We start from the raw sequence: 16,153 nt of genomic DNA, 5'->3' as shown, positions 1-16,153 counted from the left end.
CAACATCTGAATCGACGAAAAAATCTGGCAATCCAAATCGGGTGAAATCTGGCTGAAGCAGCAGCTCACCGTTGCTCTTCAGTACCACCAAATTATTGGATAGATGCGAGTCGAATTCCACCCTTCTAGGATCGCTACGACTAGGCCGTGTTCCTGAACGGCTTTGGCTCGCAGCACCGATTTCCCCAGCGGTTTCCCCGCCACAGACCGCTGCCTAAGGCGTCACCGATCTCAAGAGCCGCCTCAGCGACTGCCGTTTAACCGTTGGTGCTCCTGGCTAAGGTTTTATTATCAATAAGGCACCTCGCGCCGCCCCACGACACTTGACTCGAGGTATGATCCGCATTAACGCGCAAAACCTAATCATCTGAACAAACTATAAGTTCCAGATTTCTACTAGATTTATCAAAGACCACATATTCAACAAATCCACTTAATCTGGAAACCACGGGCGGCGATTCTAGCTCTATTGAGGAAATATCTAATCTAAATATTGATCGACCTGCTGAAAAATTAGTTAAAATATCCTTATCTAGGATGCCCTCTAACTCCGCACTTAGAGGGCCATCCTGCCTAGCCCACGTCAATATTTTCGAAACCGCATCCGTGACTCCCTCACGAACGAAGCTACCAAAACTAATCGAACTGGCCATGTACGGTCCATGAACCTCCCCGCTTCCGGAGGGAAGAACATCCAGTGGGCTGTAGTAGTCATCCCTATAATAGGGGTGCGCTACTACAGCACTCAAGACATCCCTCTCTTTCAAGGTGGAATCCAGGGAAAACCTCCTCACTACCACCCAACGAAAATCCGCATAGTTATAATCAAGAAATTTTATTATTTTACTTCCTAAATACGACAACAAGTCGACTCCCAGAAAATATCAACAAACGAAATTGTTATCCAACGCGAATCCTAAGTGCCAAGTTTTTCACAAAAAACTCAACAGAAAATACCTTATAATATGACTGGCTCTAAGCGTTACCCTCCACCCTTTCTCGCAAATTCATAGAAAGTTCTCTTACTTTCTATGAACTCCGCCATTATCAGAAAATCGAGAACCAATAAGGGCTCTCGGCTTCATTCAAGCCTGATCGACATCACATACGAGGAGCGATCTTTTGGGTCGATGTTTATCCATTCGCCACCGGGAGTCACTCCAAATCTATAAGCAGTAAATCTGAATGTTGCAGTAGGGAACCAGGCATCATATTCGCCCTTCTCAAAATCTAAAGTAATATACACAATTTGCGGTCGTTCCGTTATAGCCCTTGCCGAAGTCAGCACCGCTCTAGCAAGGATAACGCCCTGTGCGGCGCAACGCACTCCGAAAGTTTCGAAGTCAGCCGCGGTAGGTTTCTGCACGACCCGATCTGGTTGATTTATCAGCCAATCGAGGGCTAATTTGTTAACAAATGCCTCACGATCAACGTCGTACCACATTGACTCCAATGTGACCCGACCAACGTTCCGGATCTCGTCTTCAAAGTACAGACTTCCTTCGTCGATGATCAGAGGCTCGCGCATCTGCTCCCGAATGCGAGGATCAATAATTCCCGATCGAATTTGCAGCTCAGCTTGACTCCTAAGCCGAGCCATTGCTGCGGTACAGACCTCACTGAACATCTTCCCACCTTCTGGATTCCAACGTTCTCTATACGTTGACCGCTAGCCTAGCGGTGCAACGCCTAAGAGTCTTCAAAAAGAAGCCGCACTGGCAGCGGCCAATCGGCTGGCATCTCATCGCGGTACCAGGAATACACAATGAAATTCAGCATCCCATCTCGAACAAACACAATGACCTCGCCCTCCGGCGAGCCGTCGTCAAAGCGCGAAAAATACCTTCCCGGAACCGGGCAATTGCTCAAAGTCGATTTGAGCGAAACATCGGAAGGCAAAATCCTAACGATGGACTTCACCTCGTGCTCACTCAGTTCGAAGTCGGCTGCCTGACCTATCAGGGCATCATCCCCCAGCCTTTCCAGAATTGGACTATATTGATGTAGCAACAATAACCAACCATGTAGATTCAAAGACCTGAAAAAAATTAAGCTTTTCAGGAGTTCACCCGTAACTCCCCAGCACTCCCACAAAAACCAGCAAGTCGAACATCACCTAATTCCCCAATGCTATTAAGGAGATAAGAAACTGAACGGCTCTCTTTCAGGAGATTAATCTGACATCGGGTCAGCTATCAAGGAGCAGGAAGGGCTATATGTTTGACGGGTTTACTTGACCTCTGAACCGTCTGAATAGTTCGCTGATCTCCAGCCAGGTACCTGTCAAGGATTTCACGAAATTTTCAATATTCAAGCCATTCACAACTTTATTCAATGCCGAGTTTCGTATCTTCACTTCTATTGATGACAAATCTAGACGTACTAAATTATTTGAAAAACTAGAGAGGAGAGTCAATAGTCTTTTCTCGAGACGGGCGCAGATATCTTTCTCTACACTTATTCGAGTTGAAAATTCAGAATCTTCAACTCTTCTTTGAATCTCACCCAGACATCTTGCTAGCAAGCATAGGTCCCTGTTTGAAAAAATGAGAATTCTCGAGTTGTCCAAATTTTTTCAATTATTTAGCCTTGGAAAGTGGCCAAGCATCCTTGGCGCGCACGCCTATGGAACTCCACAGTTTTATCATTTTCTCAAAATGACAGTTCTCCGATGTAAGGACACCTAGGTCCATTGAGCATTCAACTTCCGCTATAGCCGGGTCCTGGCTAGTCTTCAGTACAAGTAACCACCCAAACCTCTTCCTGCTCTGGATTAAAGATCATGTACTCATAAAATCCACTTTCCCCAATCGAAGATCCATAAGAATGTTCTGACTCATCGCGATCCGGATTTATCAAGCGATAACAGCGATGCTTCGGCTTAAAAACTTGACTTTTCAACTGTTCGAGTCTATTGCTAAGGTTTTCCGGGAGGGGGCCATACATAGAGAACCATACAATTAATTCATCCCAAGAAATTCTTGCATCAAAAATCTCAAAACTTTCGGAATCTATATAATTCAGACGGAAATATCCGTGAGCAACCTGCAGATCATAAGGAACCTTATCTCCAATCCTAATGACATCATCAACATAGAAGATGCTATTTATGATCCTCCCAATCATATCTTTTTCAGTCAATTCAATCAGTCTTACGCGCCTTAGTTCAATGTATCGATAATCTAAATCATCGTACGAGTTAAACCGTATAATCTCCGAAGAGATCAACTCCAATTCAGCCATCATAAATCTCCGTATTCTCACAAGTGAATTCAAAAATCAACAAACTTCCCAGATTCTCTTTGGCTCCTCCCAGGAAGGTGCCAGAGGCGGGAGGGGTTTTCTCACCTATCCTGCATCCCAGCCCCCATCTTGATCCTTCATCATCCCATTTTTCCACTTCGAGAAGAATCATTTGTTCTGGATTTCTTAACTCCACACAAATAGACTCTATCTGTGTGGAATCAACTTCTCTATAGTCCTTTAAATCTTGAGTGTCTGACGGACACCTGTCTTGCCTGCTATTTACACCAGGTGCTCCCCGGCAACATCTGTAAATAAGTCTGCATATTCCCACCACCTGTCGGAGTCGTTAACTTGTGAAAATGCCACGGCTGCTCAGTGGAATGACCATTCTGCTTACTGTTCGTTGCTATCTGCTCAGTGCCACCGTTGCTCAAAGTAATCTTGGCCGGAACCACCATGGATACCAAAACTTGTTCCCCGTTGATGGTCCTCGCCACAAAGTCCAAGGAGATACGGTCCCCACCAGCGAGAGTCCCAATTTACGACCCCACCAGTTCGATTTCACCGTCCGAGTACAGGGCATATCAGAATGAGCGATAGCTAACTCCGTGGCTGGTACTGGGCTTGAGGCATCCGCAAAAGCTGTAAGTCCAACAAATACCGACAAAGACATCGCTCCGACAACTACAGAAGCAAGACCTCGGGTTCGAGTACCGGACGTTAAGCCTGCTCGGGAAGATGAAGCGAGCAATTGTGCCGGATACGACCCGCGAAATGACCAGCAGGACAAGGGCTGAGCCACAGAAAGTACATAGATCTATCACTAGGAGCAAGAAGAGCCACGATTGGAAGTTTTTCTGGAAGTAACTGGAAGTTTGTTCCAGAACGCCTTCTGAGGGTTTCCTGGGTGCAAGCTGTGCATTAGATTGTGATCAGCCTTGAGGTGTTTAGGGCCAAGTAATCGCATCACATCAACAAGGAGGTGGACCTTTGCTGGTACGAGCTACACGCAAGATGTCCTTTGCCCTGAAGCTCGCTGCAACTCTCGCAGTAGCTCTACTGAGCCTCACGTTCACAGCCAATTCAGCGAGCGCGGCACCCGTTGACACGCCAAGCATCCTCGCCACCCCGACGACTCTGACGGTAGCGGAACTGCTTTCTTCCGGGCTGAACGTCACCGGCGATGGATTTCTTGCGAACGAAAACATCGCCGTACTCCTAGATAATCAGCCCACGGGCCAAGGCACGTTCTCCGATCAAGACGGACACGTTGAGTATCAGGTCAGCGGACTCACCGCTACACCGGGCGATCACACCATAACGTTAGAGCCTTTTGATGGCAGTCCTGCTTCGGTGGCGATTACCGTGACTCCTGGCCCTCTCCTGCAGGTTGTCCTAGACACACCCACCATCACCTCAATGGAGTTGGCAACCAAGGGCATTCGTGTCACTGGCAGCAACTTCGAGAAGTATTGCTCCATGAGCTTCACACTCAACGGGCAGCAATTCGGTTTTGCCAGCTGTGATGAAAATGGCGGTTTCACCAGTGGATACTTCCAGACCATCATCGACGCTGGCAGCTATGTTCTGGCTTTCGACGACGGCTATGGCAATCTCGCCGAAGCCACGCTTACCGTCACCGGGCCTACGCCAGCTGCTCCTCAGGTCTCCTTCAGCCCCAGTACTATCTCTGCTGCGGATCTCTATTTCACGGGAACGCAGGCGACCGGGCGTGGTTTTCCGCCGAATAGCACCGTTGAAATCGTCGGTGCTCGTTCAGGTCTGCCGATGGGCACCACGGTATCTGATGCCAGCGGAAATATTTCTTATCTTCTCAAAGGTGAATCTATCCCTGCTCAAGGTGGTATCACCTTCCATGTCGCTGCCTTCTGGGCTACCGCCGATTTGGTCGTCACTCCAAGCTTCGGGGCCCAGCTCTCTCCCAGCACTATCTCCACGACAAGTCTTGCCTCCACGGGTACCACTATTACCGGAACGTTCTTCCCAGTGGGGGCGCAGGTAACGGTGACTATTGATGGGAAGTACCCCAGAATCGTAACGGTCGATGCACAGCGCAACCTGAGTTTCGCTCTCAAAGCCTCCGGTGTCTCCATCGGCAAGCATGTGATCGGTCTCAGCTGGCTAAAAAGCTCCCAGCCTGCGTTTTCAGCAGGCCCTGCCGGCGCCGATCATCTGGACCTAAGCCTCACCGTCACTGCGGCGGCTACTGCTCCGGCGAAGCAGCCAGCGGGCATCAGCCCCAGCACAGCGCCGACTCTAGACCCAGCTGTCGTCCCAGTCTCAAGCACCGAAGAACTTGCCTATAGCGGAAGTAACTCGACGCCAGCACTCATTGGCTTGTTCCTCATTGTGGTCGGATCCGCCGCGGTATTCTTCGCCCGGCGACGTCCTGTACAACAGCGCTAGAGAAAGCTCCCCAAAGCTGAGGGGCGGTGTCCCTGTCCTTGACACCGCCCCTCATTCAATTCAAAGTCACACCAACTGGGTAATCTCCACCGTCACCTTCAAGGTCGAGCCCCCGCCACCGGAAAGAATCCCCTTCAGCGGCGGCACATCCCGGTAGTCCCGGCCGCGAGCCACTGAAACGTGCAGATCTCCCGCGGGTTTATGGTTCGTCGGATCCCAGGAACGCCATTCGCCGTCCCACCATTCAAGCCAGGCATGCGATTGCCCGGCAACGGTCTCCCCCATCACGGCATCGGCCTTGGGGTGGATGTAGCCCGAAACATATCTGGCCGGAATGCCCAGGGCACGCAGCGAACCAATGCCCACATGCGCCAAATCCTGGCAGACGCCCTTACGTTCCAGCCAAGCTTCTTCGGCCGAGGTATGCACGCCCGTGATGCCTTTGACGTACTCCATCTCTCCGCGCATCCATTCAAAGACGGTCAAGGCGGCGCGATGCGGATTCAGCCCGACGACGGCGTCCCGGACCAGAGTCTCCACCTCACCTCCCGTACTACTCAGCGGGGTCTGCGGCAGCCAGTCGCTGAAAGTATCGGCGACCTTAGCCGAGCGCAGCTCCTGCCAGGCGAGTACCTCATCCTCGCCCGCAAACCGCTCGGTCCGGTGTACTTCAACGGTGGAGGTCGCAGTCACTTCGAGGTGTTCGTGCGCGGCCTGCATATCGAAGGCTGTGACCCTGCTCCCCCAGTAATCCCGATAAGTATTCACCGCAGCCTGACTCGGCGAAACCTTTACCAGGGACTCCAACACCACCTGATGCTGATCGGTGACCGGCGTCATCCGCGCTTCGTTATAGGAGAGCGTCACGCGTTTGTTGTACTGGTAACCGGTACTGTGCACAATGCGCAGCCGACTCATGAAACCTCCCCCACCCAGGACAGCTCGGCCGCCTGATTGAAATACTTATTAGATATCGCGTCCGAGGCCTGAGCCACCGCCCGCTGCACGCGTTCCATATGCTCGGGCAATTCGGCCAGCAGATCATCGGTGCGGTGGAACTCCAGGAAGGTCCGAGCCTGACCGACAATCCGGCGGGCATCGTTGATGAAACCAACCCGCTGGGCCGAGGGGTCCAGGGTCTCCAAACACTCATCGGCATCTCGCAGCGCATAGACAATCGATCTCGGGAAAAGTCGATCCAAGAGTAGGAATTCCGCGGCGTGCTGATCGTTGAAGGAGACCCGCTGAGTGCGTAAGAAGGACTCATAGGCACCAGCGCTGCGCAGCATATTGACCCAGGAGATACCGACCGAAAGGACGTCGCGAGTAGAGAGCATCCGGGCGGTCATATCGGCTCGTTCCAGGGATCTACCGAGCACCAAGAACTGCCAGGACTCATCGTGTGAAACGGTGGTATCCGCTAAACCGCGAACCATCGCGGTCCGTTCCAGCACCCAATTGCAGAACCGATAGGTTCCCACCACGTCCTTACGATGCTGATTGAGTCCGTAATAGGTGGTGTTGAGGCTTTCCCACAGACTTGAAGACACGGTTTCCCTGGCACGACGCGCATTTTCCCGTGCAGCACCTAAGGAACCAGCGATAGAGGTGGCACTTTGCCGGTCATAGGCCAGCGCGTGCAGCAATTCGTTCAGCCCGAACTCTTCACCTTCTACGCTCACCCCCATCACGGCAAGTAGTTCCTCGGCCACGCTCCGGCGTTCCTCGGCGGGCATATGGTTCAGCCGCTCCAGGTGCACGTCTAGGATTCTCGCGGTTCCATCGGCACGCTCAACATAGCGTCCTATCCAGAACAGCGACTCGGCGATTCGGCTAAGCATTTTGACCTCCACCTCGCATTGAACATCTGCTTCTACTGGTCACTTTGCCGGTCCTGCCAATTGGATTCAATGGGCCACACCGAAACCCGTTCGCGGACCGTAATGGACTCGCGCGGCACTCGCTCAAAGGGTTGCGCGGCGGAATCGGAAAGCACCCAGGTGTCCTTCGAACCACCGCCCTGCGAGGAGTTGACGATGAGTGAGCCTTCCTTGAGCGCCACCCTGGTGAGCCCGCCCGGAAGCACCCAGACGTCGTCGCCGTCGTTAACCGCAAAGGGTCGCAAGTCCACGTGGCGCGGACCAAATTTATCGCCGGAAAGCGTCGGCACCGTGGAAAGCTGCAGAACCGGCTGGGCAATCCAACCCCGCGGATCGTCCAGAATCCGCTCCCGCAAGGCATCCAATTCCTCACGTGAGGCGTCCGGTCCGATCACCAGACCCTTGCCACCGGAGCCATCTACCGGCTTAACTACCAGCTCATCCAGCCTGTCCAGGACTTGTTCGCGCGCCTCAGGTTCCTCCAGCCGGAAGGTGTCCACATTGGCAATAATCGGTTCCTCGCCCAGGTAGTACTTGATCAAATCCGGCAGATAGCTGTACACCAGCTTGTCGTCCGCCACACCATTCCCCACCGCATTGGCAATGGTCACCCCGCCCGCCCTCGCGGCGTTGACCAGGCCCGGGCAGCCGATCATCGAATCGGAACGGAACTGCAGGGGGTCCAGGAACTCGTCGTCGATCCGCTTATAGATCACATCGACGCGTTCCTCACCGGCGGTGGTGCGCATATAGACCCGGTTGCCGCGGCAGATCAGGTCTCGCCCCTCCACAAGTTCCACGCCCATCAGGCCCGCGAGCAGGGTGTGTTCGAAGTAGGCGCTATTGAACACTCCCGGCGTGAGCACCACGACATTGGGATGGTCGACGCCGGCCGGTGCGGTTTTGCGCAAGGCAGCCAGTAACCTTCGGGGATATTCCTCAACCGGCCGCACCAGTTGTTGCCCGAAGGCCTCCGGCAAGCCCTTGGCCATCGCCCTGCGGTTCTCCAGCACATAGGACACCCCGCTGGGCACCCGGACATTGTCTTCCAACACCCGGAAGGTGCCTTGTTGATCGCGAATCACATCGATGCCGGAGATGTGCACCCGAACTCCACCTGCCGGGGTAAAGCCGGAAACCTGCCGGTGGAAGTGCGCGCTGGTGGTCACCAGCGCTCGCGGCACCACGCCGTCAGCCACTACATTCATCTTGTCGTAGACATCGTTGAGGAAGGCTTCCAAGGTGCGCACTCGCTGCGCCACTCCGCGCTCCAGCACGCTCCACTCATCGGCGGCAATCACTCGCGGCACAATGTCCAACGGGAACGGCCGCTCCTCCCCTGCATAGTCAAAAGTCACGCCACGGTCCAGGAAGGTGCGGGCCATCGAATCGGCCCGGGCCGTGACATCGGTGAGGTTCAGTTCATTGAGAGCGTCAGCCACCTGAGCGTAGGAGCCGCGAGTTTGCAGCTGGGCGGTGAACATCTCGTCGAAGGCGCCAGTGCGCTCAATCGCCGCGTCGTATTCCTTGAAAAGCTCAGACATGGGATTACCTTGCCACCTTTTGCCAAGTAATACACTATTTGACGCGCTCCAATCTGCTCCGGCCGACTAGAGTTGAACGGTGCCCGCTGCTCCGTTCGCCGCTGCCCGCCCACTCGTGCCCGGCCTGCTCAGCAGCCTGGCCGCCGTCGTCCTCGCCATGGGTATCCATCTGCTCATCCCAGCGCTGCCCGCTATGACGGTCGCGGTGGTGCTCGGCATTCTGGCCGCTAACCTGCCGGGCAGCTCGCAAGCGGTGGCGGGGATTCTTCGCCCGGGGTTAAACTCGGCAGGCAAACACCTGATGCGAGCCGGAATCGTACTGCTGGGGCTCAAGCTGGTGCTGACGGACCTACTCGGCCTGGGTTGGAAAACTTTCGGCCTGATCGTGGCCGTGGTTCTACTCAGCTTCCTTGGTACTTGGCTAATAGCCAAGGCGTTTCGGCTGCCCGGTGATTCTCCTGTACTGATTGCCAGCGGATTCTCGATCTGCGGAGCCTCGGCAATTGGCGCGATGGCTGCGGTTCGGGGCACTGCGCAGAAGGACACTGTGATGCCGGTAGCGTTGGTGACGCTCTGCGGCACCTTAGCCATTGGCGTATTGCCGTTGCTGAGCAAGCCGCTGGGACTCAGCCCGCTGGAATTCGGCCAATGGGCCGGTGCCTCGGTGCACGACGTCGGCCAAGTAGTTGCGACCGCGCAAACAGCGGGTGCAGCAGCCCTAGCAGCCGCCATCTTGGTCAAACTCACCAGGGTGGTGCTACTTGCCCCAATAGTTGCCACCAGCTCACTTCTGGAACGCCGAAACCGTCCGGCAGGCAGCAAGATGCCTGCCATTGTGCCGCTTTTCGTGATCGGTTTCCTGGCCATGATGGCGCTGCGCAGCACGGGTTGGCTCGGCGCGCCTGTTTTGGAAACGGGGGCGATCCTTCAAGATGTGCTGCTCGGCGCCGCACTCTTCGGCCTGGGCTCGGCTGTTCGGGTCCGCGAACTCCTCGGCACCGGGCTCCGAGCAGTACTGACCGCGCTGCTGTCCTGGCTATTGATTGCTTTTCTGGGGCTGCTGGCCGTGCGGCTCATGGATAGCTAATCCGCACATGATTAGATGTTCTGGTGTCACAATTTACTTCTCAAGACCTTAACCTGAGCCGTGCAGAAGCCGCAGAGCGCTCCAGGACCGTCACAGTCCACGACTACCACGTCAGTTTGGACCTACGCACCGCCTTGCAGGATCCCGAAGCGGGCTTTACCACCCGTAGCATCATCACTTTCAGTGCCGTCCCCGGTTCGTCCACGTTCCTCGACTTTGTTGGACGGTCCGTACAGCGGATCAATCTGAACGGACGGGATCTGCCGGTCGAGCAGCTCTATCGGGGTGCCCGGATTTCGCTGCCCGAGCTGGCTGCTGAAAACCAGGTTATTGTCACGGCAACCGGCGAGTATTCCCGCTCGGGAGAAGGTCTTCACCGCTTTGTCGATCCCGCCGATGGGAAGATCTACCTCTACACCCAATACGAGCCCGCGGATGCTCGGCGGGTTTATCCGAACTTCGAACAGCCCGATTTGAAGGGCCGCTACAGCTTCGAGGTGATCGCTCCTTCCGAATGGCGAGTGGCTTCCAATGGCGCTGAGGTCTCGGTTCAGCCGCTGAGCAGCACGCCCGAACTGAGCCGCTGGAGCTTCGCGCAGACCGAGCCGATCTCCAGCTACATCACCTGCGTGCTGGCCGGAGAGTATTCGTACTTCAGTTCTTCCTGGTCGGGAACCGTGCTCCCGGACGGCGGTTCCTTAGCCATTCCGCTGGGTGCCTATTGCCGAGCCTCCATCAAGGAGAGCTTCGACGCTGAGACGATCTTCGAACTAACTCGCAAGGGCCTAGACTTCTTCCATTCCGTCTTCGGCTACCCCTACCCATTTGGCAAATACGATCAGGCTTTCGTCCCCGAATACAACCTTGGGGCGATGGAAAACCCGGGTCTGGTGACCTTCACCGACGATTACGTTTTCACCTCCCGGGCCACCGATATCCAGTACCAACAGCGGGCCAACACGCTATTGCACGAAATGGCGCACATGTGGTTCGGCGACCTCGTCACCATGCAGTGGTGGGACGATCTTTGGCTCAAGGAGTCCTTCGCAGATTTCATGGGCACCTTCGCTGTTGCGCAGGCCACCGACTGGGGAAATGCCTCTTGGGTGAGCTTTGCTAATCGTCGCAAGGCTTGGGCCTACCGGCAGGATCAGCTACCGACTACCCATCCCATCGTTGCCGATATTGTGGATCTGGAAGCCGCCAAGCAGAACTTCGACGGCATTACCTACGCCAAGGGCGCCTCGGTACTCAAGCAGTTGGTGGCCTTCGTCGGCGAGGATGCCTTCTTCAGCGCGGCCCGTGAATATTTCAGCAAGCACGCCTTCGGCAACACCACACTGAAGGATCTGCTTGTGGAGTTGAGTGCGGCTTCCGGCCGAGACATGAGCGATTGGTCCGAACGCTGGTTGCAGACCTCCGGAATCTCCACCCTGAGCGTTTCGGTGACAGCGGACGACGGCGTTCTAGGCTCGGTGCGGATCGAACAGGAAGCGATGGATCCGGTCACCGCACGGAACGCCGACCGTCCCCATCTGCTTCGTCTGGGCTGCTATACCTTTGACTCAACAGGCGCCTTGGCACTCACTGAATCTCACAGCCTGGACCTGGACGGCGCCTCCACCGAGGTAACTGCCTTGCAGGGTGTTGCGCAGCCAGATTTGCTGCTGCTCAACGACGAGGATCTCAGCTACGCCAAGGTTCGCTTCGACGATCATTCCTTACAAACGGTACTCACCTCGCTGGACCGACTCAACGACCCACTGGCTCGCGTACTCTGCTGGTCCACACTGTGGAATATGACCAGAGATGCCGTACTCCCGGCCGCCAGCTATGTAGAAGCCGTTCGGCGTTTTGCCCCGGCCGAATCGGGCGTTGGGATACTGTCCAATCTGCTAGAAACCGCAAGCACCGCCGTCGAATCTTTCACTCCGCTTGCGCAACGCTCGGATCTACGAGAAGAGCTCTTGGGCACCATTGCCGAGCAGCTGAAGCTCGCCGTCGCGGGTTCCGATCTGCAATTGGCCTGGTTCCGTGCGCTGGCCGCGGTATCGCGGAACTCCACCGGGCAGCTGGGGTTATTGCGCCAGCTACTCGACGGTGAAGGACCTATCGGGCTGCAGATCGACACTGATCCGCGCTGGCAGATCTGGCGAGCCCTGGCCGCAAACGGCCTGGCCGCTCCGGCCGAATTGGAAGCGGAGCTTGCTCGTGAGTCAAACTCTCGGGCCTTGGTTGGTTTCACGGTTGCGATGGCTGCGCGTCCGGAGGCTGAGGTGAAGGCACAAGCGTGGAACTCTACCTGGCAGGATGGTTCGCTCTCCAATGAATTGCTGAGCGCGACGATTTCAGGGTTCCTGCTGGGGCCCGAGGAATTGCGCGAAGAGTATCGCTCCCGGTATTTTGCTCAGATCGGAGAAATCTGGGCTTCCCGGAGTATTGAAATCGCCAGCCGGATCGTCGGCGAACTTTTCCCGGAGCAGGATGCACAGCCCGGTCTGGCTCTTGAGCAGCAGCCCGTCGTGGTGCTCGCCACCGAGTGGCTTGAGGCCAATGCCGAGGCTCCGGCTGCACTGCGCCGAATCGTGATCGAGGGACTCGACAATCTACGGCGCGCGCTTCGAGCGCAACTGGGCTGAATGATGGAACCGATTCGCCTGCATCACAGTGAAACGCTGAGCGCCGAGGTGGAGTACGCCTATGCAGCCTCGGTTCAGGCTTCTCGATTGGTCTTTACCGCTGGTGCCTGCCCTCTCGATCAAAAGGGTCAGATAAGCACGCAGGGATACGCCGCTCAAGCCAAGATCTGTATGCAGAATCTTGGCGTTGCCTTGACTGAAGCGGGTTCTAGCCTCGATCAAGTGCTCAAGACCACGGTTTTCGTGGCCAGTGATCGGCGCGAAGATCTGGTTGAGGCCTGGAATGAGGTGCGGGCGGCAATGGGAAGTCATGATGCGCCCAGCACGCTACTAGGAGTTGCTGTACTGGGTTACCCGGGACAGCTAGTGGAGGTCGAAGCCGTCGCGGTCGGGAGTTCGGAGCAGTAGGGCCGTCCTGAGTCGGTTACCGAAGCTGGTCCCATCGAGACACCGTTCTCGGTGGGACCAGCTGTCTTTGCCCAGCGAGATCACTGACCGAGTGGGCTTAGACTCCGGAATACTCCCGATCAGCAAAAGCCAAGCGCTGTTTCCCGTCGTTCTGATCGGTGAAAAGGCCCCGATTCTGTAAGCCGATCCGCTCAGCGACTCGTCGGGATGGGGTGTTTTGCTCGGCCACCCAGGCGATCACCGGCACGCTATTGTCACAGGCCCGAGCGGCTTCGAGACCCGCGATTCCCAGTTCGACGGCGTAGCCTTGGCCTTGCTGATCGGTTGCGATCCGGTAGCTCAGGTTCCAAGCCCCGGTGCGGTGTCGCTGCGCGCCACCGATCCCGATTACCTGGTCGGCATCGCGCAGGCGCACGCTCCAGTAACTCAAGCCATCGTTAGTCCACCGTGCAGCTGCCCGCTCAATGAACCGCTCGGTCGTGACCAGTTCAAGGTGTCTGTTTTCCGGCTCGAACCACCACCCTGCGGGGTCAGTAAAGATGGCAAAGAGCTCCTGGCAATCATTCGGGGTTACCGGGCGCAGGTCGAGGCGTTCAGTTCGGACGTCCATTCACTCAACTCTAGCTAGAAAAGTTTAGGGAACCCGATAAGTCCAGGCTTCGGTGTTGAATTTGGCGCGCACCAGATCATTTGTGGCCTCCAAATCCTGCGCGCTCAGCTCAATGAATTGCGCGGGATAAAGCTCCTGGAACGTCTCCATCATGACCTTAATGATCTCTTCCCTGGCCAGGCCGGTCTGCCTGCGTAGCGGATCTACCCGTTTCTTGGCTGAGGTAATGCCCTTATCCGACAGCTTCTCCCGGCCGATTCGCAGCACCTGAGTCATTTTGTCCGCATCGATATCGTAGGACATCGTCACGTGGTGCAGCAGACCGCCATTACTGGTTCGTTTCTGCGCAGCACCGCCGATCTTGCCTTGTTCGGTAGCGATGTCATTGAGCGGCACATATTGGGCGGCAATGCCGAGTTTCTGCAGGCTGGCCATCACCCAAGCGTCCAGAAATGGGTAAGCATCGGCGAAGCTCAGCCCGTCCACCAGGCTCTGCGGAACATAGAGGGAATAGGTGATCGCATTGCCAGGCTCCATGAACATGGCACCGCCACCGCTGATCCGCCGTACCACGGTCACCCCGAAGCGCTCGACACCCTCGGGATCGACCTCATTGCGCATCGATTGGAAGCTACCAATCACCACGGACGGCGATTCCCACTCCCAGAACCGCAACGTTGGCTTTCGCAGCCCTGCTCCCACCTGACGAGTCAATACCTCGTCCAGGGCAACATGTTGGTAGGTATCTAAGGCCGTGGGAGGGATGATATCGAATTCGTGATCGGCCCAGGTGGTGGCTTTCTTGAGCGCGCGTCGGACGGCAATCGCGATAGCCTCGGGAGAAAACCCGAAAAGCACAGCCTCCGGGCGTAACCGGTCGCTGATGACAGCGGCAAGGTCCTTGGCGGAAGTCTCCACCGGCAGCCCGGTCAGTGCTTCGTTGATATCCTGCAACGCCTCATCGGGCTCCAAGAAGAAGTCGCCATTGATCGATACCTCGTGTAAGCGTTCGTCGCCAACCGCCAGATCCGCAACCACTAATTTTCCGCCGGGTACCTTGTACTCGCCGTGAAAACGATCCGTCTGGGACACTTTTCTCTCCTCCTATGGGTTCCTCTGTGGGAACACCCTGGGCACCGCTTTTACTCCACAACGATCTGCGGAGGACAAGAAAAAGGGGTGGATGCCGCAGCATCCACCCCTTTCCGCCGAAACGGCTAAAACTACTTTTTGCCGAAGCCCTTGAAGCGAGCGTTGAAGCGCTCCACACGGCCGGCGCTATCCATGATGCGCTGCTTACCGGTGTAGAAGGGGTGAGATTCGGAGGAGATTTCGACGTCGATGACCGGGTAGGTCTTGCCGTCTTCCCATTCAATGGTCTTCTCAGAAGTCACAGTGGACCGGGTTAGGAATTTGGTACCGGAAGCCAGATCGTTGAACACAACTGCTTCGTACTTCGGGTGGATATCGCTCTTCACGTTTGTGCCTTTTCATAGGTGGGCCTGGATTTTGCCAGACACGGTGCTACACGGATGACGGTTGCAATGCCCGCAAACCGGGCGCAGACCAACACTCAATGTTAGCCGCTCAACGCGAAAACTGCGAAATACCTCAGAGCTGGCGGGTCGTCAATGCCGCCAGGGCGGAATCGGCATGGGTTTTCATATCGGTTTCACTAGAAATAACCTCGACAATGCGCCGCTCGGAGTTGATGACGAAGGTTGACCTTTTCACCGGCAGAGTTTTTGCCAGCAATCGACGCTTCACCCCGTAGGCTTCCACCACCAGCCCCTCGGCATCGGACAAAAGCGGGAAAGAAACCTGATTCTCGGTGGCAAACTTCGCTTGACGTTCCACGCTGTCCCGGCTCACCCCCACCAGTCTGGCACCCAATTCGGTGAACTCGTGCTGACGATCCCGAAAGTGCTGTAACTCCAAGGTGCAACCACCACTCATTGCCAGTGGATAGAAGAACAGTACGGCAGGGCCTTCAGCCAGCACTGCGCTCAAGCGGAGCGGCTTGCCATTCTGATCCGGCAGTTCGAAGTCCTCGGCGAGGTCACCTTTACGCATTGCCCCAGCATAGCGCCCGAGGGACCCGAACTGAGCTAGCGAAGTTTGGGAGGGCGCTATGCGATATCCCCACGGTTTCCCTAGCGCTCGTACCTCGCCCAGGGACCCTCACCGTGTGGCCCCACCCCGAGGAACCCTCCCAGCTGTCCCACTGAGTGTTACCAAAGTTGCTGCTGTGGCAATTTTGGCGACTCATCGTTAACTCCTGCACCACCGGGTGGGACGGGAGGGAAAACAGG

Annotated in this window: 16 protein-coding genes; 4 read left to right on the top strand and 12 right to left on the bottom strand. The window is 55.8% G+C overall.

Features of this window, described 5'->3' with window-relative positions:
* Nucleotides 1-359: 359 nt before the first annotated feature.
* From FHU41_RS02265 to FHU41_RS02245, 5 genes are all read right to left on the bottom strand, one after another.
* Entirely contained in the window at nucleotides 360-863 is a 504-nt protein-coding gene (locus FHU41_RS02265; RefSeq protein ID WP_179388025.1) for a hypothetical protein, read from the bottom strand.
* A gap of 218 nt (nucleotides 864-1,081) precedes the next feature.
* The gene (locus FHU41_RS02260) at nucleotides 1,082-1,627 is read right to left on the bottom strand and encodes a hypothetical protein (protein WP_179388024.1); all 546 of its coding nucleotides are present in this window, start codon (nucleotides 1,625-1,627) and stop codon (nucleotides 1,082-1,084) included.
* Nucleotides 1,628-1,689: 62 nt separating this feature from the next.
* Nucleotides 1,690-2,013, bottom strand: a complete 324-nt coding sequence (locus FHU41_RS02255) for a hypothetical protein (protein ID WP_179388023.1) — start codon at nucleotides 2,011-2,013, stop codon at nucleotides 1,690-1,692.
* A gap of 714 nt (nucleotides 2,014-2,727) precedes the next feature.
* A complete protein-coding gene (locus FHU41_RS02250) occupies nucleotides 2,728-3,141 on the bottom strand; it encodes a hypothetical protein (RefSeq protein ID WP_179388022.1) in 414 nt (137 codons plus the stop codon).
* 94 nt (nucleotides 3,142-3,235) lie between these two features.
* Complete coding sequence (locus tag FHU41_RS02245; RefSeq protein WP_179388021.1) at nucleotides 3,236-3,439, bottom strand: hypothetical protein; 204 nt, start codon at nucleotides 3,437-3,439, stop codon at nucleotides 3,236-3,238.
* Between the two features lie 797 nt (nucleotides 3,440-4,236).
* Here FHU41_RS02245 and FHU41_RS02240 point away from each other — a divergent pair.
* Nucleotides 4,237-5,673 carry a hypothetical protein gene (locus FHU41_RS02240; RefSeq protein ID WP_179388020.1) on the top strand — a complete coding sequence of 479 codons (1,437 nt, stop codon included), beginning with the start codon at nucleotides 4,237-4,239 and terminating at the stop codon, nucleotides 5,671-5,673.
* A gap of 66 nt (nucleotides 5,674-5,739) precedes the next feature.
* Here FHU41_RS02240 and FHU41_RS02235 read toward each other — a convergent pair whose 3' ends face one another.
* Genes FHU41_RS02235 through FHU41_RS02225 form a run of 3 tightly spaced genes read right to left on the bottom strand, consistent with a single transcriptional unit; the run spans nucleotide 5,740 to nucleotide 9,097 of the window.
* Complete coding sequence (locus FHU41_RS02235; RefSeq protein WP_179388019.1) at nucleotides 5,740-6,591, bottom strand: transglutaminase family protein; 852 nt, start codon at nucleotides 6,589-6,591, stop codon at nucleotides 5,740-5,742.
* A complete protein-coding gene (locus FHU41_RS02230) occupies nucleotides 6,588-7,514 on the bottom strand; it encodes an alpha-E domain-containing protein (RefSeq protein WP_179388018.1) in 927 nt (308 codons plus the stop codon). The genes FHU41_RS02235 and FHU41_RS02230 overlap by 4 nt, the downstream gene beginning before the upstream one ends.
* 32 nt (nucleotides 7,515-7,546) lie before the next feature.
* Complete coding sequence (locus tag FHU41_RS02225; protein WP_179388017.1) at nucleotides 7,547-9,097, bottom strand: circularly permuted type 2 ATP-grasp protein; 1,551 nt, start codon at nucleotides 9,095-9,097, stop codon at nucleotides 7,547-7,549.
* Nucleotides 9,098-9,176: 79 nt separating this feature from the next.
* Between FHU41_RS02225 and FHU41_RS02220 the strand changes: the two genes are divergently transcribed.
* Genes FHU41_RS02220 through FHU41_RS02210 form a run of 3 tightly spaced genes read left to right on the top strand, consistent with a single transcriptional unit; the run spans nucleotide 9,177 to nucleotide 13,231 of the window.
* Nucleotides 9,177-10,184 carry a YeiH family protein gene (locus FHU41_RS02220; RefSeq protein ID WP_343046223.1) on the top strand — a complete coding sequence of 336 codons (1,008 nt, stop codon included), beginning with the start codon at nucleotides 9,177-9,179 and terminating at the stop codon, nucleotides 10,182-10,184.
* Nucleotides 10,185-10,207: 23 nt separating this feature from the next.
* A complete protein-coding gene (gene pepN / locus FHU41_RS02215; protein WP_179388016.1) occupies nucleotides 10,208-12,823 on the top strand; it encodes an aminopeptidase N in 2,616 nt (871 codons plus the stop codon).
* On the top strand, nucleotides 12,824-13,231 hold the full coding sequence (locus FHU41_RS02210; protein WP_246279409.1) for a RidA family protein: 408 nt from the start codon (nucleotides 12,824-12,826) through the stop codon (nucleotides 13,229-13,231).
* A gap of 97 nt (nucleotides 13,232-13,328) precedes the next feature.
* Here the strand turns inward: FHU41_RS02210 and FHU41_RS02205 are convergent, their stop codons facing one another.
* The 4 genes from FHU41_RS02205 to FHU41_RS02190 all read right to left on the bottom strand — a co-directional run bounded on the left by FHU41_RS02205 (nucleotide 13,329) and on the right by FHU41_RS02190 (nucleotide 15,914).
* A complete protein-coding gene (locus tag FHU41_RS02205) occupies nucleotides 13,329-13,841 on the bottom strand; it encodes a GNAT family N-acetyltransferase (RefSeq protein ID WP_179388015.1) in 513 nt (170 codons plus the stop codon).
* 24 nt (nucleotides 13,842-13,865) lie between these two features.
* Nucleotides 13,866-14,933 (bottom strand): lipoate-protein ligase LplAB, encoded by a 1,068-nt coding sequence (gene lplAB, locus FHU41_RS02200; protein ID WP_179388014.1) that lies wholly within the window; start codon nucleotides 14,931-14,933, stop codon nucleotides 13,866-13,868.
* 131 nt (nucleotides 14,934-15,064) lie between these two features.
* Entirely contained in the window at nucleotides 15,065-15,319 is a 255-nt protein-coding gene (locus FHU41_RS02195) for a type B 50S ribosomal protein L31 (RefSeq protein ID WP_179388013.1), read from the bottom strand.
* Between the two features lie 133 nt (nucleotides 15,320-15,452).
* A complete protein-coding gene (locus FHU41_RS02190) occupies nucleotides 15,453-15,914 on the bottom strand; it encodes a peroxiredoxin (protein WP_179388012.1) in 462 nt (153 codons plus the stop codon).
* Nucleotides 15,915-16,153: the final 239 nt, after the last annotated feature.

The organism is Psychromicrobium silvestre (assembly GCF_013408295.1).
Taxonomy (GTDB): Bacteria; Actinomycetota; Actinomycetes; order Actinomycetales; family Micrococcaceae; genus Renibacterium; species Renibacterium silvestre.
Note: the sequence above shows the minus strand (reverse complement) of the source record. Positions and strands in the feature narration are given on the sequence as shown.

Excerpts from the sequence above, each read along its gene's own strand:
- FHU41_RS02210 (WP_246279409.1), top strand. The coding sequence starts at position 12,824 with ATGATGGAACCGATTCGCCTGCATCACAGTGAAACGCTGAGCGCCGAG.
- FHU41_RS02190 (WP_179388012.1), bottom strand. The coding sequence starts at position 15,914 with ATGCGTAAAGGTGACCTCGCCGAGGACTTCGAACTGCCGGATCAGAAT.
- FHU41_RS02260 (WP_179388024.1), bottom strand. The coding sequence starts at position 1,627 with ATGTTCAGTGAGGTCTGTACCGCAGCAATGGCTCGGCTTAGGAGTCAA.
- FHU41_RS02230 (WP_179388018.1), bottom strand. The coding sequence starts at position 7,514 with ATGCTTAGCCGAATCGCCGAGTCGCTGTTCTGGATAGGACGCTATGTT.
- FHU41_RS02235 (WP_179388019.1), bottom strand. The coding sequence starts at position 6,591 with ATGAGTCGGCTGCGCATTGTGCACAGTACCGGTTACCAGTACAACAAA.
- FHU41_RS02225 (WP_179388017.1), bottom strand. The coding sequence starts at position 9,097 with ATGTCTGAGCTTTTCAAGGAATACGACGCGGCGATTGAGCGCACTGGC.
- FHU41_RS02205 (WP_179388015.1), bottom strand. The coding sequence starts at position 13,841 with ATGGACGTCCGAACTGAACGCCTCGACCTGCGCCCGGTAACCCCGAAT.